The 26524-nt window shown below is 62.1% G+C and carries 24 protein-coding genes; 16 read left to right on the top strand and 8 right to left on the bottom strand.

Features of this window, described 5'->3' with window-relative positions; genetic code table 11:
- Positions 1-5 precede the first annotated feature (5 nt).
- The 7 genes from AC50X5_RS03105 to typA all read left to right on the top strand — a co-directional run bounded on the left by AC50X5_RS03105 (position 6) and on the right by typA (position 11328).
- The gene (locus AC50X5_RS03105) at positions 6-1562 is read left to right on the top strand and encodes a hypothetical protein (RefSeq protein ID WP_494974672.1); all 1557 of its coding nucleotides are present in this window, start codon (positions 6-8) and stop codon (positions 1560-1562) included.
- 122 nt (positions 1563-1684) lie between these two features.
- Positions 1685-3430 carry an ABC transporter family substrate-binding protein gene (locus tag AC50X5_RS03100; RefSeq protein WP_494974671.1) on the top strand — a complete coding sequence of 582 codons (1746 nt, stop codon included), beginning with the start codon at positions 1685-1687 and terminating at the stop codon, positions 3428-3430.
- Between the two features lie 266 nt (positions 3431-3696).
- Positions 3697-5376, top strand: coding sequence for a peptide ABC transporter substrate-binding protein (locus AC50X5_RS03095; RefSeq protein ID WP_494974670.1), 1680 nt, complete (start codon positions 3697-3699; stop codon positions 5374-5376).
- Between the two features lie 126 nt (positions 5377-5502).
- Positions 5503-6432: an ABC transporter permease gene (locus AC50X5_RS03090; protein ID WP_494974669.1), complete on the top strand. Its 930-nt coding sequence runs from the start codon at positions 5503-5505 to the stop codon at positions 6430-6432.
- Positions 6422-7366, top strand: coding sequence for an ABC transporter permease (locus AC50X5_RS03085; protein ID WP_494974668.1), 945 nt, complete (start codon positions 6422-6424; stop codon positions 7364-7366). The genes AC50X5_RS03090 and AC50X5_RS03085 overlap by 11 nt, the downstream gene beginning before the upstream one ends.
- A gap of 11 nt (positions 7367-7377) precedes the next feature.
- Positions 7378-9087, top strand: coding sequence for a dipeptide ABC transporter ATP-binding protein (locus AC50X5_RS03080; protein WP_494974667.1), 1710 nt, complete (start codon positions 7378-7380; stop codon positions 9085-9087).
- 312 nt (positions 9088-9399) lie between these two features.
- Positions 9400-11328 carry a translational GTPase TypA gene (gene typA / locus AC50X5_RS03075; protein ID WP_494974666.1) on the top strand — a complete coding sequence of 643 codons (1929 nt, stop codon included), beginning with the start codon at positions 9400-9402 and terminating at the stop codon, positions 11326-11328.
- Positions 11329-11442: 114 nt separating this feature from the next.
- On the opposite strand, the gene AC50X5_RS03070 is transcribed toward typA, so the two are convergent.
- On the bottom strand, positions 11443-11691 hold the full coding sequence (locus tag AC50X5_RS03070; protein WP_494974665.1) for a putative acetyltransferase: 249 nt from the start codon (positions 11689-11691) through the stop codon (positions 11443-11445).
- Between the two features lie 151 nt (positions 11692-11842).
- Between AC50X5_RS03070 and fdxA the strand changes: the two genes are divergently transcribed.
- The 3 genes from fdxA to AC50X5_RS03055 all read left to right on the top strand — a co-directional run bounded on the left by fdxA (position 11843) and on the right by AC50X5_RS03055 (position 14738).
- Positions 11843-12169 carry a ferredoxin gene (fdxA, locus tag AC50X5_RS03065; RefSeq protein ID WP_463934555.1) on the top strand — a complete coding sequence of 109 codons (327 nt, stop codon included), beginning with the start codon at positions 11843-11845 and terminating at the stop codon, positions 12167-12169.
- Positions 12170-12175: 6 nt separating this feature from the next.
- Positions 12176-13330: a succinyldiaminopimelate transaminase gene (gene dapC, locus AC50X5_RS03060; protein ID WP_494974664.1), complete on the top strand. Its 1155-nt coding sequence runs from the start codon at positions 12176-12178 to the stop codon at positions 13328-13330.
- Between the two features lie 124 nt (positions 13331-13454).
- Positions 13455-14738, top strand: coding sequence for a citrate synthase (locus AC50X5_RS03055; protein WP_463934553.1), 1284 nt, complete (start codon positions 13455-13457; stop codon positions 14736-14738).
- Positions 14739-14856: 118 nt separating this feature from the next.
- Here AC50X5_RS03055 and galE read toward each other — a convergent pair whose 3' ends face one another.
- Positions 14857-15870 carry a UDP-glucose 4-epimerase GalE gene (galE, locus tag AC50X5_RS03050; RefSeq protein WP_494974663.1) on the bottom strand — a complete coding sequence of 338 codons (1014 nt, stop codon included), beginning with the start codon at positions 15868-15870 and terminating at the stop codon, positions 14857-14859.
- A 97-nt stretch (positions 15871-15967) separates the two neighbouring features.
- Between galE and AC50X5_RS03045 the strand changes: the two genes are divergently transcribed.
- The gene (locus AC50X5_RS03045; protein WP_494974662.1) at positions 15968-16588 is read left to right on the top strand and encodes a TetR/AcrR family transcriptional regulator; all 621 of its coding nucleotides are present in this window, start codon (positions 15968-15970) and stop codon (positions 16586-16588) included.
- An 80-nt stretch (positions 16589-16668) separates the two neighbouring features.
- On the top strand, positions 16669-17280 hold the full coding sequence (locus AC50X5_RS03040) for a hypothetical protein (RefSeq protein ID WP_494975218.1): 612 nt from the start codon (positions 16669-16671) through the stop codon (positions 17278-17280).
- Here the strand turns inward: AC50X5_RS03040 and AC50X5_RS03035 are convergent.
- Both AC50X5_RS03035 and dapD read right to left on the bottom strand, forming a co-directional pair.
- Complete coding sequence (locus tag AC50X5_RS03035) at positions 17277-18131, bottom strand: hypothetical protein (protein WP_494974661.1); 855 nt, start codon at positions 18129-18131, stop codon at positions 17277-17279. The two genes, AC50X5_RS03040 and AC50X5_RS03035, sit on opposite strands and share 4 nt — an antisense overlap.
- 4 nt (positions 18132-18135) lie before the next feature.
- A complete protein-coding gene (gene dapD, locus AC50X5_RS03030) occupies positions 18136-19176 on the bottom strand; it encodes a 2,3,4,5-tetrahydropyridine-2,6-dicarboxylate N-succinyltransferase (RefSeq protein WP_494974660.1) in 1041 nt (346 codons plus the stop codon).
- Between the two features lie 50 nt (positions 19177-19226).
- Here dapD and dapE point away from each other — a divergent pair, with 50 nt between their 5' ends.
- Complete coding sequence (dapE, locus tag AC50X5_RS03025) at positions 19227-20381, top strand: succinyl-diaminopimelate desuccinylase (RefSeq protein WP_494974659.1); 1155 nt, start codon at positions 19227-19229, stop codon at positions 20379-20381.
- Between the two features lie 105 nt (positions 20382-20486).
- Here the strand turns inward: dapE and AC50X5_RS03020 are convergent, their stop codons facing one another.
- The 4 genes from AC50X5_RS03020 to AC50X5_RS03005 form a co-directional block, all read right to left on the bottom strand.
- Positions 20487-21338 carry an amino acid ABC transporter permease gene (locus AC50X5_RS03020; RefSeq protein ID WP_494974658.1) on the bottom strand — a complete coding sequence of 284 codons (852 nt, stop codon included), beginning with the start codon at positions 21336-21338 and terminating at the stop codon, positions 20487-20489.
- A complete protein-coding gene (locus AC50X5_RS03015) occupies positions 21335-21985 on the bottom strand; it encodes an amino acid ABC transporter permease (protein ID WP_494974657.1) in 651 nt (216 codons plus the stop codon). The genes AC50X5_RS03020 and AC50X5_RS03015 overlap by 4 nt, the downstream gene beginning before the upstream one ends.
- An 88-nt stretch (positions 21986-22073) precedes the next feature.
- On the bottom strand, positions 22074-22958 hold the full coding sequence (locus AC50X5_RS03010; RefSeq protein ID WP_494974656.1) for a glutamate ABC transporter substrate-binding protein: 885 nt from the start codon (positions 22956-22958) through the stop codon (positions 22074-22076).
- A 63-nt stretch (positions 22959-23021) separates the two neighbouring features.
- Entirely contained in the window at positions 23022-23777 is a 756-nt protein-coding gene (locus AC50X5_RS03005) for an amino acid ABC transporter ATP-binding protein (RefSeq protein ID WP_494974655.1), read from the bottom strand.
- A gap of 116 nt (positions 23778-23893) precedes the next feature.
- Here AC50X5_RS03005 and AC50X5_RS03000 point away from each other — a divergent pair, with 116 nt between their 5' ends.
- Genes AC50X5_RS03000 through AC50X5_RS02990 form a run of 3 tightly spaced genes read left to right on the top strand, consistent with a single transcriptional unit; the run spans position 23894 to position 26312 of the window.
- Complete coding sequence (locus AC50X5_RS03000) at positions 23894-24679, top strand: LOG family protein (RefSeq protein ID WP_494974654.1); 786 nt, start codon at positions 23894-23896, stop codon at positions 24677-24679.
- A 45-nt stretch (positions 24680-24724) separates the two neighbouring features.
- Positions 24725-25075, top strand: coding sequence for a DivIVA domain-containing protein (locus tag AC50X5_RS02995; RefSeq protein WP_494974653.1), 351 nt, complete (start codon positions 24725-24727; stop codon positions 25073-25075).
- 19 nt (positions 25076-25094) lie between these two features.
- The gene (locus AC50X5_RS02990) at positions 25095-26312 is read left to right on the top strand and encodes a putative hexosyltransferase (protein WP_494975217.1); all 1218 of its coding nucleotides are present in this window, start codon (positions 25095-25097) and stop codon (positions 26310-26312) included.
- Positions 26313-26524 lie beyond the last annotated feature (212 nt).

The following is a 26524-nucleotide window of genomic DNA, read 5'->3' as shown; positions in this document are numbered from 1 at the left end:
GCCCCTTGCCTCGATTTCTGCGTGCGTCGTCCTTCTTTGCGGTGCTGGTGGTTCTGTCGATCCTCCTTGGATATGCAGCGGCAGAGCCGCAAGCAGCGCCTCGCTTCACTGATCCGGTGGCGCTTTATGACTCCTCATCCGCCGTAGTTGCCGTAGCTGCTGCATCCGGCAGTCTGGACTACACCGTAGGTTCCCCAGAGGGTCAGACCGTGAGGACCGGTTCTGTTCCTGTCGTGGCAGGTGCAGCCGCCATCGACCTGGTTGGATTGGGTCCGGGCTATTTCCAACTCACGGTTTCCAACCGTGGCGGCCACAGCAGCACGGCACTGGGGATTGTGGATGACCTGTCGAGGACGCCTGCAGCGTCGCTATTCGGGACTACTACCCACCCGGCCATCCATGACCCCTCGCTGGACCACGCTGCTGCTGCAGGCGCGGTAGGAGCCAACCTTGTCCGTCTCGACTGGAGATGGGAAGACGCAGTAACCGACAACCGCTCGGTCTTTTCCTGGGATCCTGCCACCGAGGGGGAAATCGACCGTCTGTTGGCTCGAGGTATCCGCCCCACCCTGGTGCTGGCGTACCACGGCCGCTGTGATGACGGGCGTACACCATCCTCCAGCGGGTGCATCAATGAATACGTGGAATTCGTAGGCGCTACAGCACGCAAATACGGTGCAAGCGTCCAATACGCGGTCTATAACGAATTCAATGCCAGCACCAATACCGGTAGCTGCGGTACCTCGCCGCATTGCTACCTGTTGCTTCTTCAGCCCGCAGCCCAGGAAATCAGGCGGGTAGCTCCAGGAGCCAGGGTGAGCGGGCCGGCGCTGGGGGGTGTGGACGACTGGTGGACCGTCGGGGGCAGCGCGTATACATGGTTCCAGCAGTTTGTTGCCCTTGGCGGCCACACACTTGTCGATGACATCAGCATCCACAACTACTCGCTGTCCTCCGCTCCTGAGGGGCGCAGCGAACTTGCTGTTGCACACGCCAGGGCGATACTCGGCGCAGCCGGTTCAGCCCAGCCCTTGGTGTTTGAAGAAGGGGGTTACAACACCGTGGCCGGTGGCCACCCCGAATCAGTCCAGGCCGCTTTCCTGGTGCGCGACTCTGCAGCCGTGCTGGCAGCCGGCGCCAACAGGTACATGCATTACAACCTGATAGACAACTGGAATGTGTCCGGCAACCCGGAAGCCAGTTTTGGTCTTTTCCATCATCCGGACACCGGTGGCGGCAGGCTCGAACCAAAGCCTGCCGCGATCGCCCAGGCCGTCCTGTCCCGGTTTCTGGATGGTGCCATTTCGCAGGGAGCGTTTTCCGTGGGCGCGGATGCACGGTCCTCAAGTTTTCAGTTACCGGATGGCTCGTTTGGGCACGTTGTCTGGTCGACCGAGACTCTCCACACGCTCCTGATCCGCGGAGGCGGACCAAGTTCGGCAGTAGACATTTATGGAAAAGCGATTCCCCTCCACTCCGACGGTGATGCCGTCTCGGTAGGAATCGGAGGGGTACCCATCCTCCTCCGCACACAAACCGCCGGTGCCATGAGCATCCTTTAGTCGTCCCGTCGCTATAGGCCGCTCTCCCGTACTCTTGAACCAGGTTCATTGCGTGTTCCCGCTCCTGGAGTGCCGGGGGCGGATGTCGTGCGCCTCTCGATGGGGACGGGAAAGGAGTCAGCATGCGGCTGAGCAGGATCGGGTGGCTGCTGCCAGCGGCCTGCGCCGCGGTGCTTGTCATGGGCGGCTGTTCGCCGGCAGACCTGGGTGCGCCAAGCCAGGATGAAACCAAGTCAGGTGGCAGCGTCACCGTGCTGGAGATGAATGCCCTCTCCTCCTTCAACCCCGCCAGTGCCGCCGGTAACACCGACATCAACGTAAAAGTCGGGCACCTCACGCACGCCGGGTTCTTCACCATTGACGATGCCGCCCGGGTGGTACGAAACGAGCAATTTGGCCGGTTCGAGAGGGTGTCGGAGGACCCGCTGCGGGTCCGCTACACGGTGAACGACGGAGTTCAATGGTCCGACGGCGATCCCGTCGACGCAGGCGACCTCCTCCTGGCGTGGGCAGCCGGCTCAGGCTATTACGACGACGCGGATGCCGCTGCGGGGACCGGAAGCAGATACTTCACCACTGCAGCAGACACCACCGGCCTCCGGTCGACGTCGTTCCCCGAACTGGGGGAGGACGGCCGCTCCATCACGCTCACGTACGCCTCCGGTTTTGCCGACTGGGAAACGGCTTTCGACGTCGGTGTCCCGGCCCACGTCGTGGCACTCAAGGGCGGCCTGACGGACGAGCCTGCCCTGATTCAGCTCCTGGAGGGGCTGCCAAAGGGAGACCCCGTCCGGCCCGTGGTGAAGCCGGACCTGGCACGGGTGGCCAGCTTCTGGAATGCGGGCTTCGAATCCACCACGCTCCCGGAAGACACCTCACTGTATCTTTCCAGCGGGCCTTTTGTGGTCCAGGAAGTCGAACCCGGGGTGTCAGTCCGGTTGGTGCGCAACCGGGCGTTTGCCTGGGGGCCAAAGCCCCACCTTGACGAGGTGATAATCCGGTTCGCGGGTTCTGCCGGCGCCGCCGGAGACGCGCTTGCTGCCGGGCGGGCGGATGTGGCTACGGTCCCGTTCTCCGCAGCGGGACAGTTCAGCAGCCTTGCCTCGGATTCCATGACCGTAACGGAATTCGACCGCTTCGCCTACGAGCACCTTGATCTCGCGTTCCAGGGCGTTTTTGCCGAGGAGAGCGTGCGCCGGGCCTTCCTGAAGACGGTACCGCGGCAGGACATCGCAGATGCGGCGTTGGGCACCGGTGCCAAGCTCCAGGACTCGTATGTGTTCTACCCGTCTTCGGCCAGGTATCCGGATACTGTCGCAGCCAACGGCTCGGCTGGCTACTTAGAGGTTGATATCGACGGCGCCCGTACCCTCCTGGACGGGGCCACCCCCACCGTACGGATCCTGTACAACCGTGACAATCCAGAGCGCGCACGGGCGTTCGAGCTGATCCGGGATTCGGCGGCAGACGCCGGGTTTAACGTCGTCGACGGCGGACTGGCCGGCGCTGAGTGGGGCGCTGCCCTTGGCCGGGGAAGCCATGACGCCGCCCTCTCGGGATGGATCGGAACCGGTGTGGGCGTCAGCCACCTGCCGCAAGTGTTCCGCAGCGGTTCCGGAAGCAACTTCAACAGTTTCTCCAACCGTGATGTTGACCGGCTGCTGGAGCAAGCTGTCAGAAGCACCGACCGCGCAGAACAGGATTCCCTGCTGGCGGAGGCAGACGCTGAGATATGGAAGAGCGCCTACGGCCTGCCACTGTTTCAGGCACGGGGCGTAACTGCCCACATGAACCGGCTCGCCGGTGTCGGCCCCGGCCCCGGCCCGTTGGGGATCTGGTGGAACGTTGCGGACTGGCATCTGACCTGACCTGCTGGCGTGCCCGACACCGGCCGTTGGAGCCCGGCAAACCTGCAAGCATACCAGCGGGTAACATCCGTTTGGCAAGTCAATTCAGGCCCCGTATGGCTGCCGGAAACCTTCTGGTCACGGTTTGGCAACGGCGTACCAGTATTTGGACTTTGTGCGGCTAGGCTACTTGCATATGTAGGCCAAGTCACAGCTAAGCCTGTGGCCAGCCTGCGGGGAAGCAAAAGATTTCCCCTGAAAATCTCCCACAACTCATAGGAGGCGGAATGCGTTTCACGCGCACTTCCAAAGCTTTGGGCATTATGGCAATCGCGGCCGCCCTTGCCCTTTCAGGCTGCGGTGCCGGCGGTGGCACTGACACTGAAGCGTCGGTTGACCCGGCCAAGATCATTAAGGCGTACAGCAACGAGCCGCAGAACCCGCTGCTGCCGGCCAACACCAACGAGGTCTACGGCGGCCGCGTAGTGGAGCTGCTCTTCGAGGGCCTGCGCACGTATGACGCCGACGGCAAGCCGGTCAACTCGCTCGCCGAGTCCATCGAAACCGAGGATTCACAGACCTGGACCATCAAGGTGAAAGACGGCGCAAAGTTCACCAATGGAGAGGCCATCACGGCCAAGACCTTCGTGGACTCCTGGAATTTTGCTGCCCTGAGCACCAACCTCCAGAACAACGGCTTCTTCTTCGAATCGATCGAAGGCTACGCCGACGTCAGTGCTGTCACCACCTCTACGGATGCTGAAGGCAAGTCAGTTGACACTCCGGCTCCTACCGCGGAGACCATGTCCGGCCTGAAGGCAGTCGATGACTCCACCATTGAGGTCAAGCTGAGCCAGCCGGAGGCCGACTGGTCCCTGCGTCTCGGATACTCCGCCTTCTTCCCGCTGCCCTCAGCGGCACTGGCCGATCCCAAGGCGTTCGGCGAGAACCCGATCGGCAACGGCCCGTACAAGATGGCCAAGGAGGGCGCCTGGCAGCACGACAGCCAGATTGAACTCGTCAAGAACGAAGACTACAGCGGCCCCCGCGAAGCCAAGAACGGTGGCGTGACGTTCAAGTTCTACACCGATCCGGGCCCCGCTTACACGGATCTCCAGGGCGACAACCTTGACGTTACGGACGTTCTTCCGTCCAACGCCCTGGCCACCTACACCACCGATTTCGAGGGCCGCAACGCTACCAAGCCCGTTGCCACCAACTCCACCCTGAACATCCCGGGTTACAACCCGAACTTCCAGGGTGAAGCCGGCAAGCTGCGTCGCCAGGCTTTGTCCCACGCCATCAACCGTGAAGAAATCGCCAAGGTAGTCTTCAGCGGTACCCGTACCCCGGCAAAGGCCTTCGCTCCGCCGGTGATCGAGGGATTCACCGAAGACATCCCGGGTGCCGAGGTCCTTAAGTTCGACGCCGCCAAGGCTAAGGATCTGTGGGCCCAGGCTGACGCAATCCAGCCGTACGACGCTTCAAAGCCGCTCCAGATTGCTTCCAACACCGATGGTGGCAACAAGGAATGGATTGAAGCCGTAGCCAACGGTTTCAAGAACAACCTGGGTATCGAAGCCGAGATCCAGCCCTTCGCCAAGTTCGCTGAAGTGCTCAACCTCCGCAAGTCCCAGAGCCTGCCGGGCCTGAGCCGTGCCGGCTGGCAGGGCGACTACCCGTCGCTCTACAACTTCCTCGGTCCGGTCTGGGCAACGGGTGCTTCCTCGAACTACGAGAAGTACTCCAACCCTGAGTTCGATGCCCTCCTGAAGGAAGGCCTCGCTGCCAAGTCGCCGGAAGAGGCCAACGCCAAGTTCAACGAGGCCCAGGCCATCCTCTTCGAGGACCTGCCCGGACTTCCCTTGTGGGATCAGGCACGGCCCATCGTATGGAGCAACAACGTAGTGAGCGCCGAGACCGGCTGGAACGGTGGAGTTCTCTACTACAACATCGAAGCCAAGTAACCTCAGTTATCTGGTTTGCCGATCGGCAAGTGGGGGCCCGGCGTGTGCCGGGCCTCCATTCGTCTGCCCTCGGCAGGAAGGCACTCATGAGATTCCACCGTTTAGCCCCCGGAAGCGGGTGGCCCCGTGCTTAGCTACATTCTTCGCCGGCTCCTCCAGGTAATTCCGGTCTTCCTGGGGACCACCCTCCTTGTTTATTACATGGTTTTTGCCTTGCCGGGCGACCCCATCGCTGCCCTCTTTGGCGACCGGCAGCCTCCGCAGGCCGTTATTGACGCACTGCGGGAGCAATACCACCTCAATGAACCGTTCTGGGTTCAGTACGGGCTCTTCCTGAAGAGCCTCTTTACCTTTGATCTCGGCGTCGATTTCACGCAACAGCCGATTGCCGACACCCTCGCCAGGGTCTTCCCGGTGACGGCCATGCTGGCTGTCGAAGCACTCATTATTCAGGCCGTGTTCGGCGTCCTTTTTGGCGTTTTTGCCGGTCTCCGCAAGGGCAAGTGGTTTGACTCCACAGTGCTGGTTGCCTCGCTGGTGGTCATCGCCGTCCCCACTTTCGTCCTGGGCTTTGTTTTCCAGTTGGTTTTCGGCGTTCAGCTTGGCTGGGCCAAGCCAACGGTAGGGGCGAACGCGGGTTGGGGAGATCTGATCCTTCCAGCCGTCGTTTTGGGCCTTGTCTCCTTCGCGTACGTGCTGCGCCTAACGCGCGCGTCCGTCATTGAGAACATGAATGCAGACTATGTTCGAACTGCCACCGCCAAGGGATTGTCCCGTCCCCGCGTGGTGATCGCCCATATCCTCCGCAACTCCATGATCCCGGTGGTGACGTACCTGGGCGCCAACCTGGGCGGGCTGATGGGCGGCGCCATTGTCACTGAGGGCATCTTCAACGTCCCAGGGGTAGGTAATAAGTTGTTTCAGGCAGTGCTGAGAGGCGAAGGACCCACAGTCGTTGCGATTGTGAGTGTCCTGGTCCTCGTATTCGTCCTGGCCAACCTCCTGGTTGACCTCCTGTACGCCTGGCTTGATCCGAGGATTCGCTATGACCACTAATTCACACCACTTTGTGGCGCCGGTGGAGGAAACCCCTCTGCAAGCCACGGACTCGGCGATCAAAGACCAGGCTCCGCTGAGCCTCTGGGCAGAAGCCTGGAAGAACCTGCGGCGCCGGCCTTTGTTTATCATTTCGTCGATCATGATCCTGATCCTCGTGGTCATCGCCCTGTTCCCGGGCATGTTCACGAACGTGGCCCCGAACGAAAACTGCCAGTTGGCGAACTCTTTAGGGGCCCCTGCACCGGGGCATCCCTTCGGATTCACCTACCAGGGCTGCGATGTCTTTGCGCGTGTCATTTACGGGACGCAGGCCTCTTTGGCCGTGGGTATCCTTTCCGTACTCTGCGTCTTGGTCATCGGTGTGACCTTGGGCGCCTTGGCAGGCTTCTATGGTGGCTGGCTGGACGCCGTCCTTGCCCGCTTGGGCGACATATTCTTCGCACTGCCCCTGATCCTCGGTGCCCTGGTTCTGACCCAGCTGCCTATGTTCCGGGAAAACAAGAGCGTCTGGACCGTTGTGTTGGTGATTTCACTGCTGGCGTGGCCGCAGATGGCACGCATCACCCGTGGCGCCGTCATTGAGGTCCGTAATGCCGACTTCGTCACGGCAGCCCGCGCCCTCGGTGTTTCCAAGTTCGGTTCGCTGCTGCGGCATGTGCTGCCGAACGCCCTTGCTCCGGTCATCGTGCTCGCAACGCTGGAACTCGGCGTCTTCATCGTCGCCGAAGCAACCCTTTCGTTCCTCGGTATTGGCTTGCCGCCAAGCATCATGTCCTGGGGTAACGACATCGCGGGTGCGCAGGTGGCAATCCGCACCAACGTGGCGATCCTGCTGTATCCCGCCGCTGCATTGTCCATCACCGTGCTGAGCTTCATCATGCTTGGCGACGCGGTACGCGATGCCCTGGATCCGAAGGCCCGTCAGCGATGAGAGATAACACCATGACATCTGATATCCGCATCGAAGAGTCCGGTTCGCGGCAGGCAAAGCCGCTCCTTGAAATCCGCGATCTTGCCATCACCTTTAAAACAGGCAGTGGTGAGGTCAAGGCGGTCAAAAACGCCCATCTCACCATCATGCCGGGCGAAACTGTTGCCATTGTGGGTGAATCCGGTTCCGGAAAATCGACGACGGCGCTTGCCGCCATCGGTCTTCTGCCCACCAACGGCAGGGTCTCCGGCGGGCAGATCCTGCTCGACGGCGAGGACATCGCCAACGCCTCCGAGAAGCGCATGATCGAGCTCCGCGGCAACACGATCGGCATGGTCCCGCAGGACCCCATGTCGAACCTCAATCCCGTTTGGAAAATCGGGTACCAGGTCAAGGAAACGCTGCGGGCCAACGGTAAGCCAAGCGGACCGGACGACGTCGCCAGGGTGCTGGCCCAAGCCGGCCTGCCGGACGCGCACCGCCGTGCGAAGCAGTATCCGCATGAGTTTTCCGGCGGTATGCGCCAGCGTGCGCTGATTGCCATTGGCCTGTCCTGCCAGCCGCGCCTCCTGATCGCGGACGAGCCCACCTCGGCACTGGATGTGACAGTCCAGCGGCAGATCCTGGACCACCTGGACACCATGACTACGGAACTGGGCACCTCGGTGTTGCTGATTACCCACGATCTGGGTCTCGCGGCCGAGCGTGCGGACAAGGTCGTAGTGATGTACCAGGGCAACGTGGTTGAAGCCGGACCGTCCCTGGAGCTTCTCCGGAACCCGCAGCACCCCTACACCCAACGCCTGGTGGCTTCGGCGCCGTCGTTGGCCTCGCGCCGAATCCAGGTGGCCAAGGAACAGGGCATCGAAACCGATGAACTGCTGGCGCCGACCGACGGCCAGACCGTGGCCGCTGCGGACGAGGTGCTCAAGATCGAGGACCTCACCAAGGTGTTCAAACTGCGCTCGGGCTTTGGCCGCAGCACCGACTTCACGGCTGTGGACAAGGTGTCCTTCGGCGTCAAGCGGGGAACCACGACGGCGATTGTGGGTGAGTCGGGCTCCGGTAAGTCCACAGTGGCTCAAATGGTGCTGAACCTGCTGCAGCCGACCTCCGGCCGGATCGTCTTCGATGGGGTGGATACGTCCACCCTCGGCAGGAAGGAACTGTTCGCGTTCCGGCGCAGGGTGCAGCCCATCTTCCAGGATCCGTACGGTTCACTGGACCCGATGTACAACATCTTCCGTACCATCGAGGAGCCGCTTCGCACGCACAACGTGGGGAACGGGGCCAGCCGGGAAAAGAAGGTCCGTGAACTCCTGGACCAGGTGGCACTGCCGCAGTCCATGATGCAGCGGTTCCCGAACGAGCTCTCCGGAGGACAGCGGCAGCGTGTGGCCATCGCACGGGCGCTGGCTCTGGACCCGGAGGTCATCATCTGCGATGAGGCCGTGTCGGCGCTGGACGTGCTGGTGCAGGCGCAGGTGCTGAACCTGTTGGCTGAACTCCAGTCCAACCTGGGCCTGACCTACCTGTTCATCACCCACGACCTCGCCGTGGTCCGGCAGATCGCGGACCACGTGTGCGTGATGGAGAAGGGCAAGCTGGTGGAGACAGGTGCCACCGACGATGTTTTCGAGTCCCCGCAGATGGAGTACACGAAGGCCCTGCTCAATGCGATCCCCGGTGCCAGCCTGATGCTGCCGCCTGAGGTCGCCTGACAGTTATCAGCCAGACAACAGTGGAGCCGGTACCCGTCAGGGCGCCGGCTCCACTGCTGTGTTGCTTTGCGGGTCCTAGAGCCGGGATGAGGCCACGGATGCAAAAGAACCAGTGATCTTGATCACTAATTGACGCCATGGTGCAGGAATGGCGCGGGGCAGGAATCCGGCAATTTCTGATTTTTAGGCCAATAATTGCCGTAGCCGTTAGAATGAGGGAAGGTGCCCTGTGCTAAGGGGCCGATCCGTCGTGCGTTCCAGTTGGAAATGTCGCGATACTTTACAGCTGACCCACGAATCGAGTCATTACGCATGTCTGAAACCACCACCAACACCGCCGCAAACACTGCGTCACGCAGTGATTTGCGCAACGTCGCGATCGTGGCCCACGTTGACCACGGCAAGACCACTTTGGTCGACGCCATGCTCAAGCAGACCAACTCCTTCGCCGAGCACAATCACCTTGAGGACCGTGTCATGGACTCCGGTGACCTCGAGCGTGAAAAGGGCATCACCATCCTGGCGAAAAACACCACCGTTGCCTACAACGGACCTTCGTCCAAGGGCGAGACCATCACCATCAACGTGATCGATACCCCGGGCCACGCCGACTTCGGTGGCGAGGTGGAGCGCGGACTGTCAATGGTGGACGGCGTTGTCCTGCTCGTCGACGCTTCTGAGGGCCCGCTGCCGCAGACCCGCTTCGTGCTGCGTAAGGCCCTGGCCGCGCACCTGCCCGTGATCCTGCTGGTCAACAAGACCGACCGTCCCGATGCCCGCATCGAGGAAGTCGTCCACGAGTCCATGGACCTGCTGCTGGGCCTCGCTTCAGACCTCGCCGACGAAGTACCGGACCTCGACCTGGACAAAATCCTTGAAGTTCCTGTTGTCTACGCCGCCGCCAAGGTTGGCCGCGCCTCCCTTGAGCAGCCTGCCGACGGCAGCGCGCCGGAGAACGAGGACCTGGAGCCGCTTTTCAAGACCATCATCGAGCACATCCCGGCGCCCACCTACAACCCGGACGGTGTCCTGCAGGCCCACGTCACCAACCTGGACGCTTCACCGTTCCTGGGCCGCCTTGCGCTGCTCCGCATCTACAACGGAACGCTGCGTAAGGGCCAGACCGTGGCCTGGGCCCGCGCCAACGGTGAACTCAAGAACGTCAAGATCACCGAACTCCTCGCCACCAAGGCCCTGGACCGTGTTCCCACGGAGTCCGCAGGCCCCGGTGAAATTGTCGCCGTCGCCGGTATCGAGGAAATCACCATTGGTGAGACCCTCACCGACGCCGACAACCCGCAGCCGCTGCCGCTGATCACCGTTGATGATCCCGCGATCTCCATGACGATCGGTATCAACACCTCTCCGCTGGCCGGCAAGGTCAAGGGCGCCAAGGTCACCGCCCGTCAGGTCAAAGACCGCCTGGACAAGGAACTGATCGGTAACGTCTCCATCAAGGTTCTGCCCACCGAGCGTCCCGACGCCTGGGAAGTCCAGGGCCGTGGCGAACTGGCCCTCGCCATCCTGGTTGAGCAGATGCGCCGTGAAGGCTTCGAACTGACCGTCGGCAAGCCCCAGGTGGTCACCCGTACCATCGACGGCAAGATCCATGAGCCGATGGAGCACATGACCATCGACGTCCCCGAGGAATACCTCGGTGCCGTGACCCAGCTGATGGCTGCCCGCAAGGGACGTATGACCAACATGGCCAACCACGGAACCGGCTGGTGCCGGATGGAATTCATCGTTCCTGCCCGTGGCCTGATCGGCTTCCGCACCAAGTTCCTCACGGACACCCGCGGCGCCGGCATCGCCTCCTCCATCTCCGAAGGCTACGAGCCGTGGGCCGGCCCCATCGAGTACCGCACCAACGGTTCGATGATTGCCGACCGTGCCGGTGTGGTGACGCCTTTCGCCATGATCAACCTGCAGGAACGCGGCTCCTTCTTCGTCAAGCCCACCTCTGAGGTGTACGAGGGCATGATCGTCGGCGAGAACTCGCGCGCCGACGACATGGACGTCAACATCACCAAGGAAAAGAAGCTCACCAACATGCGAGCCGCTTCCTCGGACACCTTCGAAAACCTGACGCCGCCGCGCGACCTGACCCTCGAAGAGTCCCTCGAATTCGCCCGCGAGGACGAGTGCGTCGAGGTTACCCCGGAAGCTATCCGCATCCGCAAGGTCATCCTGGATACCAACGAGCGCTCCAAGGCCAACCGCCAGCGGGCCAAGGTCTAGCCAGCCACTCAGCAACCCTGAGTAGCTCCAGCTGAAGCTGCCGGAGCGGCAGGCGGATAAGACCCGCCGTCGTTCCGGCAGCTTTTGGCTTTTAATCCGGTTCTATACGCGGAGTCAGGGACGGGGAGCGCGCGGCGCCTGGCGTTCCGGGGGAGGGGGAACCGCTTTGGCGGCCACAACCTCAGAAAGCGCAATGTCGACGTCGGCTTTCCGGGTCTGCACCGTGCAGACGCTGGCATCGCATTTCAACAGGAGGCCCAAGGCGTCCGTGAATCCCTCTCCGAAGCGGTAGCGGACCACCACCCGGGTGCCTGGGGCGGCGGATGCCAGGAAAACGCGGGGGCTCGTGGGGGCAGGATTCACGTGTTTATCCTAAGCCGCGTTCATACTAAGACGCAGGGATGGGTTCGTTGGAACAGACTGGGAGATAATAGGCTCAGTAGGCAAGAATGCGGCGGAAACGCTGGACGAGACAACCGGTCGAAGCCGGAAACAACCTGGAGAGGCAAGGGACGTGACGTACGTAATCGCGCAGCCGTGTGTAGATGTCAAGGACAAGGCCTGTATTGAAGAGTGCCCGGTCGACTGCATCTACGAAGGTGAGCGTTCGCTGTACATCCACCCGGACGAATGCGTTGACTGTGGTGCCTGCGAGCCGGTTTGCCCCGTAGAGGCTATCTACTATGAAGACGACACCCCCGAAGAATGGGCGGACTACTACAAGGCCAACGTGGAGTTCTTCGATGACCTGGGATCGCCCGGTGGCGCGGCCAAGCTTGGCAACACCGGCAAGGACCACCCCATGATTGCCGCCCTCCCGCTGCAGAACCAGGACCACTGAGCCAACATGGCTGAGGCAACCGGGACTGCGTCATTCGGGCTGAACCTGCCGGACTACCCGTGGGAGGCCATGGCACCTTATCTGGCTAAGGCTTCAGACCACCCTGGTGGATTGGTGAACCTGTCCATCGGTACCCCGGTGGATCCGACGCCGGCACTCATCCAGGAAGCCCTCCGTGCCGCGACAGACGCACCCGGGTATCCCACCGTGCACGGCACGCCCACGCTTCGCCAGGTCATCTGCGCCTGGTTTGAACGCCGCCGCGGCGTCCCGAATCTGGATCCGCGCGACGTTATGCCCACTGTCGGTTCGAAAGAACTCGTGGCCTGGCTGCCGCTGCTGCTCGGGCTGGGCAAGGGGGACGTCGTGGTTCGTCCTACCGTCGCTTACCCCACGTACGACATCGGCGCCACGCTTGCGGGGGCTACCTCGGTGGCAGCAGATGACCTCGACTCACTCGATGACGCCACCCGCGCCCGGGTACGGCTTGTATGGGTCAATTCACCTGGAAACCCCACGGGCAGCGTCCGCAACGTTGATTCGCTGAGGGACCTGGTGGCCGGAGCACGGCAGTTGGGTGCTGTGGTTGCCTCGGACGAATGCTATGCGGAACTCGGTTGGGGGGAGTGGGACGTCCAGCGCGGCGGCCAGCCTGTACCCAGCATCCTGGATCCTCGCGTAACCGGCGGTTCCAATGAAGGCCTGCTGGCCGTCTACTCGCTCAGCAAGCAGTCAAACCTGGCAGGTTACCGAGCGTCATTCGTCGCCGGCGCACCGGATCTGATGGCCAACCTGGTCAACAGCCGCAAGCATGCCGGCATGATTGTGCCTTATCCGGTGCAGGAAGCGCTCCGGGTGGCGCTTGGCGACGACATCCATGTGCAGGAGCAGAAGGACTTGTACCGCTCGCGCCGCGAACGCCTGGTTCCCGCACTGGAAACCTTCGGCCTGACCATCCATGAGTCCCACGCCGGTCTGTACCTGTGGTGCACCGCCGGCGAGGATACCTGGACCACAGTCGACCGCCTGGCCTCGCTCGGCATCGTCGTCGGGCCGGGGGTGTTTTATGGCCGCGCCGGCGAGGGGTTTATCCGGGTAGCTCTCACCGGAACTGACGAGCGGATTGATGAGGCCGTAGCGCGGCTGATATCAGCGCAGTAACGAACGTGTGACTCGGGCCACTTCAGCGCGTAGTTTAGATGAATCCGGTGGTTTTGAATTAGTGGACACCTGCACTCGCGCTGTAGTTTAACAGTGACTATCAAAGCCTCATGAAGGGGACTCCATGACTGAGAACAACAGCGCTACCCTGCATCACGCAGGCGGGGAGCTCAAGCTCCCGCGCATCCAGGTTGTAGAAGGAAACGAAGGTTATGACGTTTCCAAGCTGCTGAAGCAGACGGGCGCAGTCACTTTCGACCCCGGCTTTATGAACACCGCAGCAACCACCTCTGCCATCACCTACATCGACGGCGATGCCGGGATCCTGCGGTACCGCGGCTACCCCATCGAGCAGCTGGCCGCAAACTCGAGCTTCCTCGAAGTTTCCTACCTGCTGATTTACGGGAACCTGCCCACCCCCACGGAGCTGGAGGCGTTCGATCAGCGGATCCGCCACCACACCCTCCTGCACGAAGAGCTCAAGGGTTTCTTCAGCGGCTTCCCCCGGGATGCCCACCCGATGCCGGTGCTGTCCTCGGCAGTATCTGCGCTGTCCACGTTCTACCAGGATTCCCTTGATCCCAACAACGCTGAACAGGTAGAGGTTTCCACCATCCGCCTGATGGCCAAGCTGCCGGTCATTGCCGCCTACGCGCACAAGAAGTCCATCGGGCAGCCCATGCTCTACCCGGACAACTCCATGAACCTGGTGGAGAACTTCCTGCGCCTGAGCTTCGGTCTGCCGGCTGAGCAGTATGAGCTGGATCCGGTCGTCGTGAAGGCCCTGGACCTGCTGCTCATCCTGCATGCGGACCACGAGCAGAACTGTTCCACGTCTACGGTCCGCCTGGTTGGGTCCTCCGACGCCAACCTCTTCGCCTCCGTTTCCGCTGGAATCCACGCTCTTTCCGGTCCGGCCCACGGCGGCGCCAACGAAGCCGTCCTGAAGATGCTCCGCCAGATCCAGGCTGAAGGCACCAAGCCCGAATCCTATATGGAAAAGGTTAAGAACAAGGAGGACGGCGTCCGCCTGATGGGCTTCGGCCACCGCGTCTACAAGAACTACGATCCGCGGGCCAAGATCGTCAAGAACACCGCCCATGAAATCCTGAGCAAATTGGGCGGCAACGACGAGCTGCTGGACATTGCCCTGCGCCTGGAAGAGAAGGCGTTGAACGATGACTACTTCATCGAGCGCAAGCTGTACCCGAACGTGGACTTCTACACCGGCCTGATTTACAAGGCGATGGGCTTCCCGGAAAAGATGTTCACTGTTCTCTTCGCCATCGGTCGCCTTCCGGGTTGGATTGCGCAGTGGCGCGAGATGGCCAGCGACCCGCAGACCAAGATCGGCCGCCCCCGCCAGCTTTACGTGGGAGAGCCGGCCCGGGACTACCCGGCGCGCTGACGCCCCGGGTGATCGAGCTTGTCAAGATCCGGTTTCGACAAGCTCAACCACCGGTTGTTACAAAGCGGCCGCCCACCTCCTGGAGGTGGGCGGCCGTTGTTATTGCTGCAAACGTTGGTCAGGACGCATAACCCATCGGGTTGTTTTTCTGCCAGCGCCAGTGGTCCTCGCACATCTGTTCCACCGTTTTGGTGGTGGCCCAACTGAGGTCGGCAAGGGCGGATGAGGCGTCGGCCCAGAAAGCGGGGAGGTCGCCGTCGCGCCGGCCGGTGATCTCGTACGGGATAGATCGACCAACGGCCTTTTCGAACGCGTGCAGCATCTCGAGCACCGAGGTGCCCCTGCCCGAGCCCAGGTTCCAGCGAAAGACGCCACTACGTTCCGCAACGTGGTTGAGGGCTGCTACGTGTCCGTCCGCAAGGTCGACGACGTGAATGTAGTCGCGGAGGCACGTTCCGTCAGGGGTGTCGTAGTCGCCGCCGAAGACCATGAGCTTGTCCCGCCGGCCCACCGCAACCTGGGCGATGAACGGCACCAGGTTGTTGGGGATGCCTTGCGGGTCCTCGCCAATCAGGCCGGAAGGGTGGGCGCCTACCGGATTAAAGTAGCGCAGCAGGGCGATGTGCCAGCGGCTGTCGGCGGCTCCCAGATCGGACAGGACATCTTCGATCTGTTCTTTGGTCCGGCCGTAGGGATTGTCCGCGCCGATCTCCATCTTCTCCACGTAAGGGACGGGGTTGTGTCCGCCGTAGACGGTGGCGGAGGAGCTGAAGACGATGGACCGGACCTGGTGCCGGTCCATAACGCGGAGCAGGTTCAGCGTGCCCACCAGGTTGTTGTAGTAATACTTCAGAGGTTCGCGCACAGACTCACCGACGGCCTTCAGGCCGGCGAAGTGGATGACGGCGTCGATGCCGGCCCCGGCGAAGACCCGCTCCACAGCGGACTCGTCGACGAGATCAACATCGTGGAACTCCGCTGTCTTCCCGGAGAGCTTGGCCACCCGGCGAAGGGATTCCTCGCTTGAGTTCACCAGGTTGTCGAGGACGATGACGTCGTGTCCGGCTTGTTGCAGGGACAAAACGGTGTGCGAGCCGATGTAGCCTGTGCCTCCGGTAACCAGAATCTTCATATCTCAAAACTATCCCATCTGATGGCTGTGATGCCGCCAGGCAAGGGCAGCCGGTGTGGTGCGACGGCTGGAAGCACATTTGTGCTAAAAAAAGGGGGTGCCCAAAATAGTTGATGCCCAGGCCCGCAGGCAGGACGTAGTGGATGCAGTGTGGCGGATCACCGCCAGCGACGGGCTGGAACGGGCATCTTTGCGTGAAGTTGCAGACGAAGCCGGGCTGGCGGTTGGTTCGGTCCGGCATTATTTCACTGGCAGCGAGGAACTGCACCGCTACGCCTTTGCCGCCGTGGTGGACCGTGTCCTTCGTCGGCTCTCCATCGCCGAAGGGGAAGTCCTGGCGCAGAAGCCTGGCAGTGCGGCCCATCGTGAAGCTGTTTTAACACTTCTGGGTGAATTCCTTCCCCTGGATGAGGAACGGGCGATGGATGCCTGTGTATGGATGGCCTTCAAGAGCGCTGCCAGAATCAGGCCAGGCTTAACGGCTGAAGCAGACCGCAGCCACCGGTCGGTCGCGGCCGTGGTGGGCCGGGTCATCCAGAGGCTGCTGCCGGGGGCCGGGTTTGGTGATCGGCTGGTTGTGGAAGCCGAACATCTCCTGGCAGCCCTGGACGGTCTTTGTTTGCACGCACTGCTGCAGCCGGAGTGGATGTCCGCCGCGATGTGCCGTGATGTCCTGGAATCGCATTTGGCAGGAATTGGAGCTCGTTCCAGCGGCTAACCGCCGCCGGGTGGGAATACACTGGGAAGCGCGCGCGGACTGATGAACCCGTCAGGAATCCAGGCGGCCTAGGAGGGATGATGCATCAACGCGAGGGTGAGGGCTGGCGGATCACCATGGATACCTCTGGCCCTATGATGATCGCCCTCTACATACGTGATGTCGCCGGGCTGGAAGGAATTGGCCAGCCTGCCTTGTGCCCTGCTTCGCCAAAAATCCGGGCGGCGGACCACTCCCACCTGACAGCAGACGTCGGCGGGCAGAGCACCCTGCGGACGGAATGGGAGGCTTGGTGGCATCAACTGCTCAAGGCGTACCCGAAGTGCGATCCTGATCTCTCCCCGCCGGACTTCGCTTCATTTGGCAATTCGCCTGCATTGCAACGGGTCCTTAGGGCGCACTTCGGTGCGGCCCTCAGCTGGACGCGGGACCGCCGTAGCGAGTATGCCGAGCTGGAGGCGGAACGTGAGGCAGCGGGAGCCCAACTGCTCCTGGATGACCTGGTTGAGGACAGGCTGATGGAACTTGGCCGTGGCGCGCGCGACTTTCAGCTGGACATCATGGAGCTGCCGTTGAGCGAGCCGCGTGCGTGGTACCTCGAACCTAACCGGATCATCATGAGCCAGGATCTCTTGAACCAGCCTGAACTGTTCCGCAGTTACGTGCAGCCGGTGGTGGAACTGCTCGCCTAGGTGCCTTCGCCGGCAGCCAGGCGAAGGGTGACGGTGCCGGCTCCTACGCCCGCGCCGCTTTGCTGCCAGCCGGTTCTGCTGGCCCGGTCCCAGGTCTGCCCGTCAACGTCCACACCTGTGATGCCAAGGTCCTTGGCACTGGCCACGGCCCATTGCGCCACTGACCAGGCATAGGGCGTCTGAATCTGCAGGGCACCGTCGGCTTCAGTTGCTGTGACGGTGCCGTAACTTGCCTCAAGTGCCTGAATAACCGCGGCAGAATCGCCGGCGGCCTCGGGGGAGCGGAGCGTGCAGCCAACGGAGGCCGGGGCTTGGCCTGTCAGTCCTGATGCGAAGGCCCGGCCCATGCCCTCGTGCTCCGCGTACGCGCTCGGGTAGGCAGAGCGTTGCACGCGCTGCGCGGCCGCGGTGATCGGCAGATCTTCATAACCCGGAATGGTCACGAGGACGTCATAGAAAGCATTGGCCGCGTAGTACGGATCCATCACCTGGGCTTCGGTGCCCCAGCCCTGCGAAGGACGCTGCTGGAACAATCCCCGGGAGTCGGGGCCAACCTTGTCGCCGTAATCGATATTGCGGAGCTTCGATTCCTGCATGGCTGTGGCCAATGCGATCGCGGCCGCCCGGGGCGGCAGGCCTCTTCTCACTGCGACGGCGGAAATCAACGCGGCATTGTGGGCCTGATCGGTGGCGAGCTCCGCTTCGAGGGATCCGACGACGGCGGTGCAGCGCTCCGAGACCCACGTTTCGGAGCGCTGCAAAAAGCTGATGGCGATGTATACCCCGCCGACGGCCAGAACCAGGACGAGGACTAAGATCAGTGCCCGGCGGATGCTACGTCGTAGGGGCACGTGATCAGTTGGCGTGCAGAGCGTCGTTCAACTCGACGGTCTGGCCCTTGCGCGGCAGTGCCTCGACAGCGCCGTTCGTGGAGTTGCGGCGGAAGAGCAGGTTGGGAACGCCGGACAGTTCCACAGCCTTGACGATTTTGGTGGTGTCCTCGCCCACTTCGTCCTTGGGGCCTGGTACGCGGACCCGGGTACCGGCCGTGACGTAGAGGCCGGCTTCCACAACACTGTCGTCACCGATGCTGATTCCGACGCCGGAGTTGGCGCCCAGCAGGACGCGCTCACCGATGACGATCTTTTCCTTGCCACCACCGGACAGGGTGCCCATGATGGAAGCGCCGCCGCCCACATCAGTACCGTCACCGGCGACAACACCGGCGGAGATCCGGCCTTCAACCATGGAAGTGCCGAGGGTGCCGGCGTTGAAGTTCACGAATCCTTCGTGCATCACGGTGGTGCCTTCGGCCAGGTGGGCACCCAGGCGGACGCGGTCGGCATCAGCAATGCGGACGCCGGCAGGGACAACATAGTCCACCATGCGCGGGAACTTGTCTACGCCGTAGACGGTCAGGGCGCCGCGTTTGCGCAACCGGGCACGGGTCAGCTCGAAGCCCTCAACGGCGGCCGGGCCGAAATTGGTCCATACAACGTTGGGGAGCTTGCCGAAGATACCGTCCAGGTTAATGGTGTTCGGCTTGACCAGGCGGTGGGAAAGCAGGTGCAGGCGCAGGTAGGCGTCAGCTGTGTCTGCTGGAGCCTCATCCAGGTTGATCTGGACGAAAACCACTTTCTGCTCTGTGCCGCGGTCGGTGTCGGAACCGGCTGACGCAATCTCCTCCAGGACATTGTCCGCATTCTCTACGCCCCGCAGGCTCTCCGCTGCGACACCGAGGGCAGGCGCCGGGAACCAGACGTCCAGGACCGTCGATTGGGCGGCAGTACCGGTGCCGGTGGTGGCAATGGTGGCCACACCAAAACCGTAGGCGGAGCGGGAATCGGCGGCTGCGGTCTGGTTTTCGGGCACGGTGGAAGCGGCAGTCTCAGTCATGGCATCAGTCTATCGAGAGCCGGTGGCAAGACTCGAACTAGACTGGCAACGTGACTGCCCACGCTGCCCCACTGAATCCTGTTCCGAACCGCCCGGGCGTTCCGCCCCTTGACCTCAGGCAGGACGTGGCCCTGCTGACGGCGGCCGTGATTGACGTCGAAAGTGTCTCCGGCAACGAAGGTCCGCTGGCTGACGCCATTGAGGCTGCACTGCGCGAGCTGCCCGGCCTGAACGTCCTCCGGGACGGCGATGCAATCATTGCCCGTACTGAGCTTGGCCGTGCTGAGCGGGTCATCCTGGCCGGGCACCTGGACACTGTGCCGCTGCCCACCACTCCGGGGGCTTTAGGTACTGTTCCCTCCAACTGGGAGTCCGGTACCCCCGGTGAGGGCGTCCTTTACGGCCGCGGCACCACCGATATGAAAGGCGGCGTTGCTGTCCAACTGGCCCTTGCGGCACGACTGTTCGACGGCGGCACGGAGCCGGTCAAGGACGTCACCTTTGTGTTTTATGACCACGAGGAAGTGGAAGCGGTGAAAAGCGGCCTGGGCCGGCTGCTCCGCAATCATCCGGAACTCCTTGGCGCCGATTTTGCCATCCTCCTGGAACCTACGCATGGCACCGTGGAAGGCGGCTGTAACGGGACCAGCCGCTTCGAGGCGACCACCAGCGGTGAGGCTGCCCACTCTGCGCGCGCCTGGATGGGCAGCAACGCCATTCACGCCGCCGCGCCGATCCTGGCGCGGCTGGCTGCCTATGAGCCGTTGACCGTTAACGTGGACGGTCTGGACTACCGCGAGAGCCTGAATGCAGTCAAGATCCATGGCGGCACAGCCGGCAATGTCATCCCGGACAAATGCGTGGTGGAGATCAACTACCGCTTCGCGCCGGACAAAACCCCTGACCAGGCCGAAGCCCACGTCCGCGAACTGTTGGACGGTTTTGACGTGGTCCGCACAGACGCCGCGGCCGGTGCACGCCCGGGGCTGAACCACCCCGCTGCGGCGTCCTTCGTCGCCGCTGTTGGAGCCAAGCCCAAGCCAAAGTACGGCTGGACGGATGTAGCCCGCTTCAGTGAACTGGGGATTCCTGCCGTCAATTTCGGCCCCGGCGATCCATTGCTCGCCCACAAGGACAATGAACACGTCGACGCCGATGCCATCCGGAAATGTCTGGCGGCCCTGCAGACATGGCTGGCAGGCTGATATCAGACCAGTCCGACTGGAAAAACAAAGTGGTCCGGAACCCGAAGGTTCCGGACCACTTTTGCCTTTCCGGGTGCTTTGAATTTCCGCGGACGGGGCCGGTCCCTAGCGGGGCCCTGCCTGGGGCATCTGCAGGTCCACAGTCTTGATGGCTGGAGCCACACCACCTGCGGCCTTCGTGGAGCCGCGGCGCTCGATCCAAACGGCCAGTCGTGACACCGCGATGTTGATGGCAATGTAGATGCCCGCGGCCACAAAGAAGATGGGGAACAGGTACTGGCTGCCGAGGAAGTCGGCCATTACCTGGACAGCCCGCAGAAGTTCAGGGTAGGCAACGATGTAGCCAAGGGAGGTGTCCTTGAGCAGGACCACCAGTTGCGCCACCAGGGACGGCATCATCCGACGCACCGCCTGTGGCAACTCGATGAGCATCCTGGATTTGAAACTGGTCAGGCCGATTGCCAGGCCTGCTTCGCGCTGACCCTTGGGCAGGGACTGGATGCCGGCCCGGATGATTTCCGCGAAAACGGCCGAGTTGTAGAGCACCAAACCGGTCACGACTGCAATGAACGGGGACGTGGCAAACACCAGCAGCACAAAGAACATCATGAGGACAACAGGCATGCCGCGGAGGAACTCCAGGACCACGCGGGTGGGGATCCGGATCCACGGGACCAGCGAGATGCGAAGCAGGCTCAGCAGCAAGCCCAGTGGGAACGCAATAACGGCGGCCAGGGCGGCCGCACTGAGTGTTGCGCCGATTCCGTTGGCAATCAGGGTCCAGACGTCTCCGCGAGTAAAAATGGCCCAGCGTCGGCCTTCAAAAATGCCCTGCTGGGCAAGGGTGAAGACGACGAAGGCGAGGAGTCCGAGAATCAGGACAGCACCAAAGACGGAGGCGATGACGGAGAAGCGGCGGGCCTTGGGGCCTGGGGCATCGTAAAGAACAGAAGTCATCGGGCAATCGCCACCTTTCGTTCGACGGTGCTGGCAAGGATGCCCAGCGGAACAGTAAGGAGCAGGTAGAAGAAGGCAACGCCCAGCAGTACTGCCAGCACCTGGTCGCCGTTTGCATTGGCGAGTTGGCGGCCGTAGCCGAACAGCTCCAGCACATAGAAGGCACCTGCCACCGACGAGTTCTTGACCAAGGCGATGAGGATGTTGATCATGGGCGGAATCACCGTCCGGAGTGCCTGCGGCAGGATGATAAGGCTCAGGACCTGACCGAACTTCATGCCGATACTGCGGGCGGCCTCGGCCTGTCCCACGGGAACGCTGTTCACGCCGGAGCGGACAGCCTCGGCGATAAATGCTGAGGTGTAGGTGCTGAGCGCGATGATGGCCGCGATCTCAAACTGTTCGAACGTCACACCAAGGCGGGGCAGGACCACTGCGGCAAAGAAGAAGGCAATAGTCAGTGGCGTGTTGCGAAGGATCTCGACATAGACGGTACTGAAACCCCGGAATGCCGCGACGGGAGAGACGCGGGCTGCCGCCACAAGGGTGCCGAGCACCAGGGCGATGACGCCGGAGACAACGGAAAGATAAAGAGTGCGGAGAAAGCCATCCCAGTATGCGGGAAGGTTTTCGATGATGACGTCCATGTGATCCTTCAGCGGTGTCGTGGACTGGAACGGAAATGACAAGCAGGTGCCGGACAGGAAACCCGCCCGGCACCTGCTGTGGGGTCAATCAGTATCGGTTGAGCTCAGGAAGGTCCGGCGCCGTCTTGATGACCGAGCCAGCGGTAGCTTCCCATGCCTTCTTGTACGAGCCGTCTTCCTGGAAGGTTTCGAGCTGATCGTTGATCCAGTTACGGAACTCGGTGTCTTCCTTCTTCAGGCCAATACCGTAAGGCTCCTTGGTGAAGGTCTCATCCGAAGCAAGCTTGAAGGCGTCAGGCTCCTTGTCCACAAAGCCGGCCAGGATGACGTTGTCAGTGGTGACAGCTTCAACCTGCTTGTTACGCAACGGCTCCAGGCAGGCGGAGTACGTGGCGACAGGAACAAGTTCTGCTCCGTACTTCTCAACGATGGTGCCGGCGGGGGTCGAGCCCGTCACGGAGCAGACCTTCTTGCCTTTGACGTCTTCAGGCGTCTTGATCGAGTCATTATCCTTGTTGACCATCAGGGCCTGGCCGGCCTCGTAGTATGGCCCGGCAAAGCTGACAACTTCCTTGCGCTTGTCATTGATGGTGTAGGTGGCGATGACGATGTCCACCTGGCCCTGCTTGATGAACTCTTCACGGTTGGCCGAAACAGTCTCGGACCACTCGATTTTGTCCGCGGGAATGCCCAGCTTGCCGGCAATCAGCTTGCCGATTTCGACGTCGAAGCCCACCGGCTTGCCATCCAGGCCGACCTGGCCGAAGAGTGGCTGGTCAAACTTGGTACCAATCTTGATGCTGCCGGCCTTGGAGAGCTTTTCCATGGTGGTTCCGGGAGCGAACGTCGGAGCTTCTTCGACAGGAGCCGTTTCGGCCGGAGTGCCTCCGCCGCCACAGGCGCTGAGCGTCAGGGCCATGGCCGCACCGGCTGCGAGGAGGACGGATTTCCGCCTTGAGATAAATGCCTTCATGACATTCCTTTCATTGGGTGGCCGCTTGTGGCGGCCTGGATGCGATGTGGACGAGTTGGGGAATCAGTGGGTGAGGAGCTTGGACAGGAAGTCCTTGGCGCGGTCGGTCTTCGGGTTGGTGAAGAACTCCTCGGGCGTAGCGTCCTCGATGATTTCTCCGTCAGACATGAAGACGACGCGATCGGCGGCCTTGCGGGCAAAACCCATCTCATGGGTGACCACAATCATGGTCATGCCTTCCTTCGCCAGTTGGACCATGACGTCCAGGACCTCGTTGATCATCTCGGGGTCCAGTGCAGAGGTGGGCTCGTCGAACAGCATCACCTTCGGTTTCATGGCCAGGGCCCGGGCGATGGCCACTCGCTGCTGCTGGCCGCCGGAAAGCTGCGCCGGAAGCTTCGGGGCCTGGTGCCCCACGCCGACGCGTTCAAGCAGGGCCATGGCATCCTGATCGGCCTTCGCCTTGGCTGTGCCCTTGACTTTGATAGGGCCCAGGGTCACATTCTCCAGAATGCTCTTGTGCGCGAAGAGGTTGAAGGACTGGAAAACCATCCCGACGTCGGCGCGAAGCTGGGCGAGTTCCTTGCCTTCTTCCGGGAGCACCTTGCCATCGATCGAGATGGTGCCGCTCTCGATGGTCTCGAGGCGGTTGATGGCGCGGCAGAGCGTGGATTTTCCGGAGCCGGAGGGTCCGATGACCACTACAACCTCGCCCTTGCGGACCTGAAGATTGATGTCCTTGAGTACGTGCAACTGGCCGTAATGCTTGTTGACGGCGTTCAGGGAGACGAGGGCATCGCCGGGCACATAAGTAGTCATAGAAAGAATCTAGCGAACAATGTCGCCTTATGACGGCAATCACTCCTACTTCCTACCGAATCGTGACTGAAGAGATACCGGCGGTGCATGGGCGGGCAGCGCGCTAGCCTAGAGCAATGAGCAATATTCCAGACCCTTCCAGCCCTTCCCAGCCCCGACGGAAAGGGCCGCTGGAACTTCGGCGTAAACAGGCCGCGGTGGAGATGTCGGATCAGCACCTGCTGGACACCAAGGGGCCAGGCCAGTTTGTACACACCGATCCCTGGCGTGTGCTGCGGATCCAGAGCGAATTCGTCGAAGGCTTTGGCGCGCTGGCGGACCTCGGTCCAGCCGTCAGCGTGTTTGGTTCCGCACGGACCAAGCCTGGTACCACCTATTACGACATGGCCGTTGAAGTAGGCCGTCACCTCGCCGAGTCGGGAGTAGCTGTCATCACCGGAGGTGGCCCGGGATCCATGGAGGCAGCCAACCGGGGCGCCGTGGACGGCAACGGAGTGTCCGTCGGTTTGGGCATCGAACTGCCCTTTGAACAGGGTCTTAATCCCTGGGTAGACCTTGGCGTCAACTTCCGGTACTTCTTCGCCCGCAAGACCATGTTCGTCAAGTACGCCCAGGGATTCATAGTCCTCCCCGGCGGACTGGGCACGCTTGACGAATTATTTGAAGCAATGGTGCTGGTGCAGACCCGCAAGGTGACGTCCTTTCCGATCATCCTCCTGGGCGTCGAATTCTGGACCCCCATGATCGATTGGCTGCGCGGAACACTCGTCGCTGAAGGCATGGTGTCGGAACAGGACCTCGACCTGATCCAGGTGGTGGATGATCCGGCGGAGGCAGTCCGCTGCGTCCTGCAGGGCAGCGTGCGCCCCTCGTCTTTGAACGGAGAGAATCCCCCGGAGTGATCAGACGGCCCTAAGGAGTGATCAGACGGGCCGATTTCTGGCACGATGGAGCACGTGAGCTACTTTCTGGTTTTCCTCGCCGTTGTGCTGTTGGGTGCCATTGCGTGGCTGGGGGCCGGCATTCGCAGGCCGGGCGCTGTTCGCGACGTCCTTGATGACGCACTCGGCGAGCCCGTTGCGAACCTTCCCCCCGTCCTGTTGCCGGCAGAGGTAAGGCCTGCTGACATTGACCGGATCAGGTTCTCACTGGGCCTCCGGGGCTATCGGATGGACCAGGTAGACCAAGTGCTGGACCGGCTGCGCGATCAACTCGCTTCCCGCGATGCAGAAATCGCGCGGCTGCAGCAGTTGCAGGAGGACAAGCACACTGCCATGAAGGACGTCCTTGAGCATTGAAACAGATGACGGCCAGGCGGTGAGGCAGCCCGTCCGCGTAACCACCGCCGCACCGCTGCTTGCCGCCGTGAAGCGCTGGCCCTGGTGGGTCCAGGTCCTGGCCGTCTTCGTTGCCGCCCGCCTGGTCAGTGCCTGCATCTTTTCAGCCGCCACGCTTCAGCAAGGTGCTGGACCCTGGGGGCCGGCGCGCCCGGGCTACTGGGACTTCATCAACATCTGGGACGCCCGCTGGTACGGCAGGATCTTCAGTGACGGCTATCCGTCTGTCCTGCCAACAGACGAGGCAGGAAACGTCCGCGAGAACAGCTGGGCGTTCTATCCGCTGTTCCCGATCCTGGGCAGGGGACTTTCGGCCATCACCGGGCTTCCGGCAGCCGCGTCCCTGACAATTATTGCCATGCTCTGCGGCCTGGGTGCCGCCGTCGTGGTTTATCTGTTGTTCCGGCAGAAAGCCGATCACGGCGATGCGCTGTGGGGAGTCGTTTTCTTCTCCACCTTCCCGGTATCAGCCATTTTCCAAGTGCCCTACGCGGAGTCCTTGAATACCCTGCTCCTGGCCGCGGCGCTGCTTCTGGTTATGCGGCGCATGTATCTGGAAGCGGCGCCGGTGGTGGTTCTGATGTGCCTGTCCAGGCCGGTGGGGGTGGCGTTCGCCGCCATGATCGGGATTCTGCTGCTGATCCACCTCTACAGCTGGTGGAAGGCAGGGAAGCCACGGGACTCGGTCGGCGGGCTTTTCCGGCTGGCAGTCCTGGTGCTTGTCAGCGGCGTGTCGGCAGTGCTCTGGCCCATTATGGCCTGGATGACCACTGGAGACTTCCAGGCTTACACCAAGACCGAAAGTGTCTGGCGCGGTGGTGACCTGGTGCCGTTTATGCCCTGGTTCCACATGGGCGCGGGGCTCTTCGGTCCCGTGGCCGGAGCGCTGGCGCCCTTTGTGCTGGTGGCGGTATTCGCCTGGCTGATGTTCTGCCCTCCAGTGGTCCGGCTCGGCGTCGAACTGCGGCTGTTCTGTGCGGCCTACATGGCGTACCTTCTGGTCTTTCTGCACCCGCAGACCAGCACTTTCCGGTTGCTGATCCCACTGTTTCCGTTGGCGCTCGGTGCTGCCTTTCTTTCCCGTTCGCGTGCTTACCGCGGGCTGCTGACTGTGATGTTTGTGATGCTGCAAATCGTTTGGATCGTATGGTTGTGGGTGTGGGCCCAACTGCCCGGCGGCGGCGATTATCCGCCCTGACCGGGAGTGATACCTGTCCGGGCCGCCCCGGAATGCCGCACCGGGAATGTCCATCGATTAGCCCCTGCTGCGGAATTACGGGATAATAGGTGCAAGCAAGGACACGACATCCAGCAATGTTCGGTGATGGCTGCGGCATGGTCCGCAGCTGCGGCCGCGCGTCGCTTGAAGTGCGGACACAGCCCGACCGGGCTGGAATGTCCTGGGACTAT

Source organism: Pseudarthrobacter sp. MDT1-40-2, assembly GCF_059383595.1.
This window is presented reverse-complemented; position numbering and strand designations above follow the sequence as displayed.

Excerpts from the sequence above, each read along its gene's own strand:
- AC50X5_RS03020 (WP_494974658.1), bottom strand. The coding sequence starts at position 21,338 with ATGACTTCTGTTCTTTACGATGCCCCAGGCCCCAAGGCCCGCCGCTTC.
- typA (WP_494974666.1), top strand. The coding sequence starts at position 9,400 with ATGTCTGAAACCACCACCAACACCGCCGCAAACACTGCGTCACGCAGT.
- AC50X5_RS03100 (WP_494974671.1), top strand. The coding sequence starts at position 1,685 with ATGCGGCTGAGCAGGATCGGGTGGCTGCTGCCAGCGGCCTGCGCCGCG.
- AC50X5_RS03085 (WP_494974668.1), top strand. The coding sequence starts at position 6,422 with ATGACCACTAATTCACACCACTTTGTGGCGCCGGTGGAGGAAACCCCT.
- AC50X5_RS03015 (WP_494974657.1), bottom strand. The coding sequence starts at position 21,985 with ATGGACGTCATCATCGAAAACCTTCCCGCATACTGGGATGGCTTTCTC.
- AC50X5_RS02995 (WP_494974653.1), top strand. The coding sequence starts at position 24,725 with ATGGAGCACGTGAGCTACTTTCTGGTTTTCCTCGCCGTTGTGCTGTTG.
- dapC (WP_494974664.1), top strand. The coding sequence starts at position 12,176 with ATGGCTGAGGCAACCGGGACTGCGTCATTCGGGCTGAACCTGCCGGAC.
- AC50X5_RS03055 (WP_463934553.1), top strand. The coding sequence starts at position 13,455 with ATGACTGAGAACAACAGCGCTACCCTGCATCACGCAGGCGGGGAGCTC.
- galE (WP_494974663.1), bottom strand. The coding sequence starts at position 15,870 with ATGAAGATTCTGGTTACCGGAGGCACAGGCTACATCGGCTCGCACACC.
- dapD (WP_494974660.1), bottom strand. The coding sequence starts at position 19,176 with ATGACTGAGACTGCCGCTTCCACCGTGCCCGAAAACCAGACCGCAGCC.
- AC50X5_RS03080 (WP_494974667.1), top strand. The coding sequence starts at position 7,378 with ATGACATCTGATATCCGCATCGAAGAGTCCGGTTCGCGGCAGGCAAAG.
- AC50X5_RS03005 (WP_494974655.1), bottom strand. The coding sequence starts at position 23,777 with ATGACTACTTATGTGCCCGGCGATGCCCTCGTCTCCCTGAACGCCGTC.
- AC50X5_RS03000 (WP_494974654.1), top strand. The coding sequence starts at position 23,894 with ATGAGCAATATTCCAGACCCTTCCAGCCCTTCCCAGCCCCGACGGAAA.
- AC50X5_RS03040 (WP_494975218.1), top strand. The coding sequence starts at position 16,669 with ATGCATCAACGCGAGGGTGAGGGCTGGCGGATCACCATGGATACCTCT.
- AC50X5_RS03010 (WP_494974656.1), bottom strand. The coding sequence starts at position 22,958 with ATGAAGGCATTTATCTCAAGGCGGAAATCCGTCCTCCTCGCAGCCGGT.
- AC50X5_RS03095 (WP_494974670.1), top strand. The coding sequence starts at position 3,697 with ATGCGTTTCACGCGCACTTCCAAAGCTTTGGGCATTATGGCAATCGCG.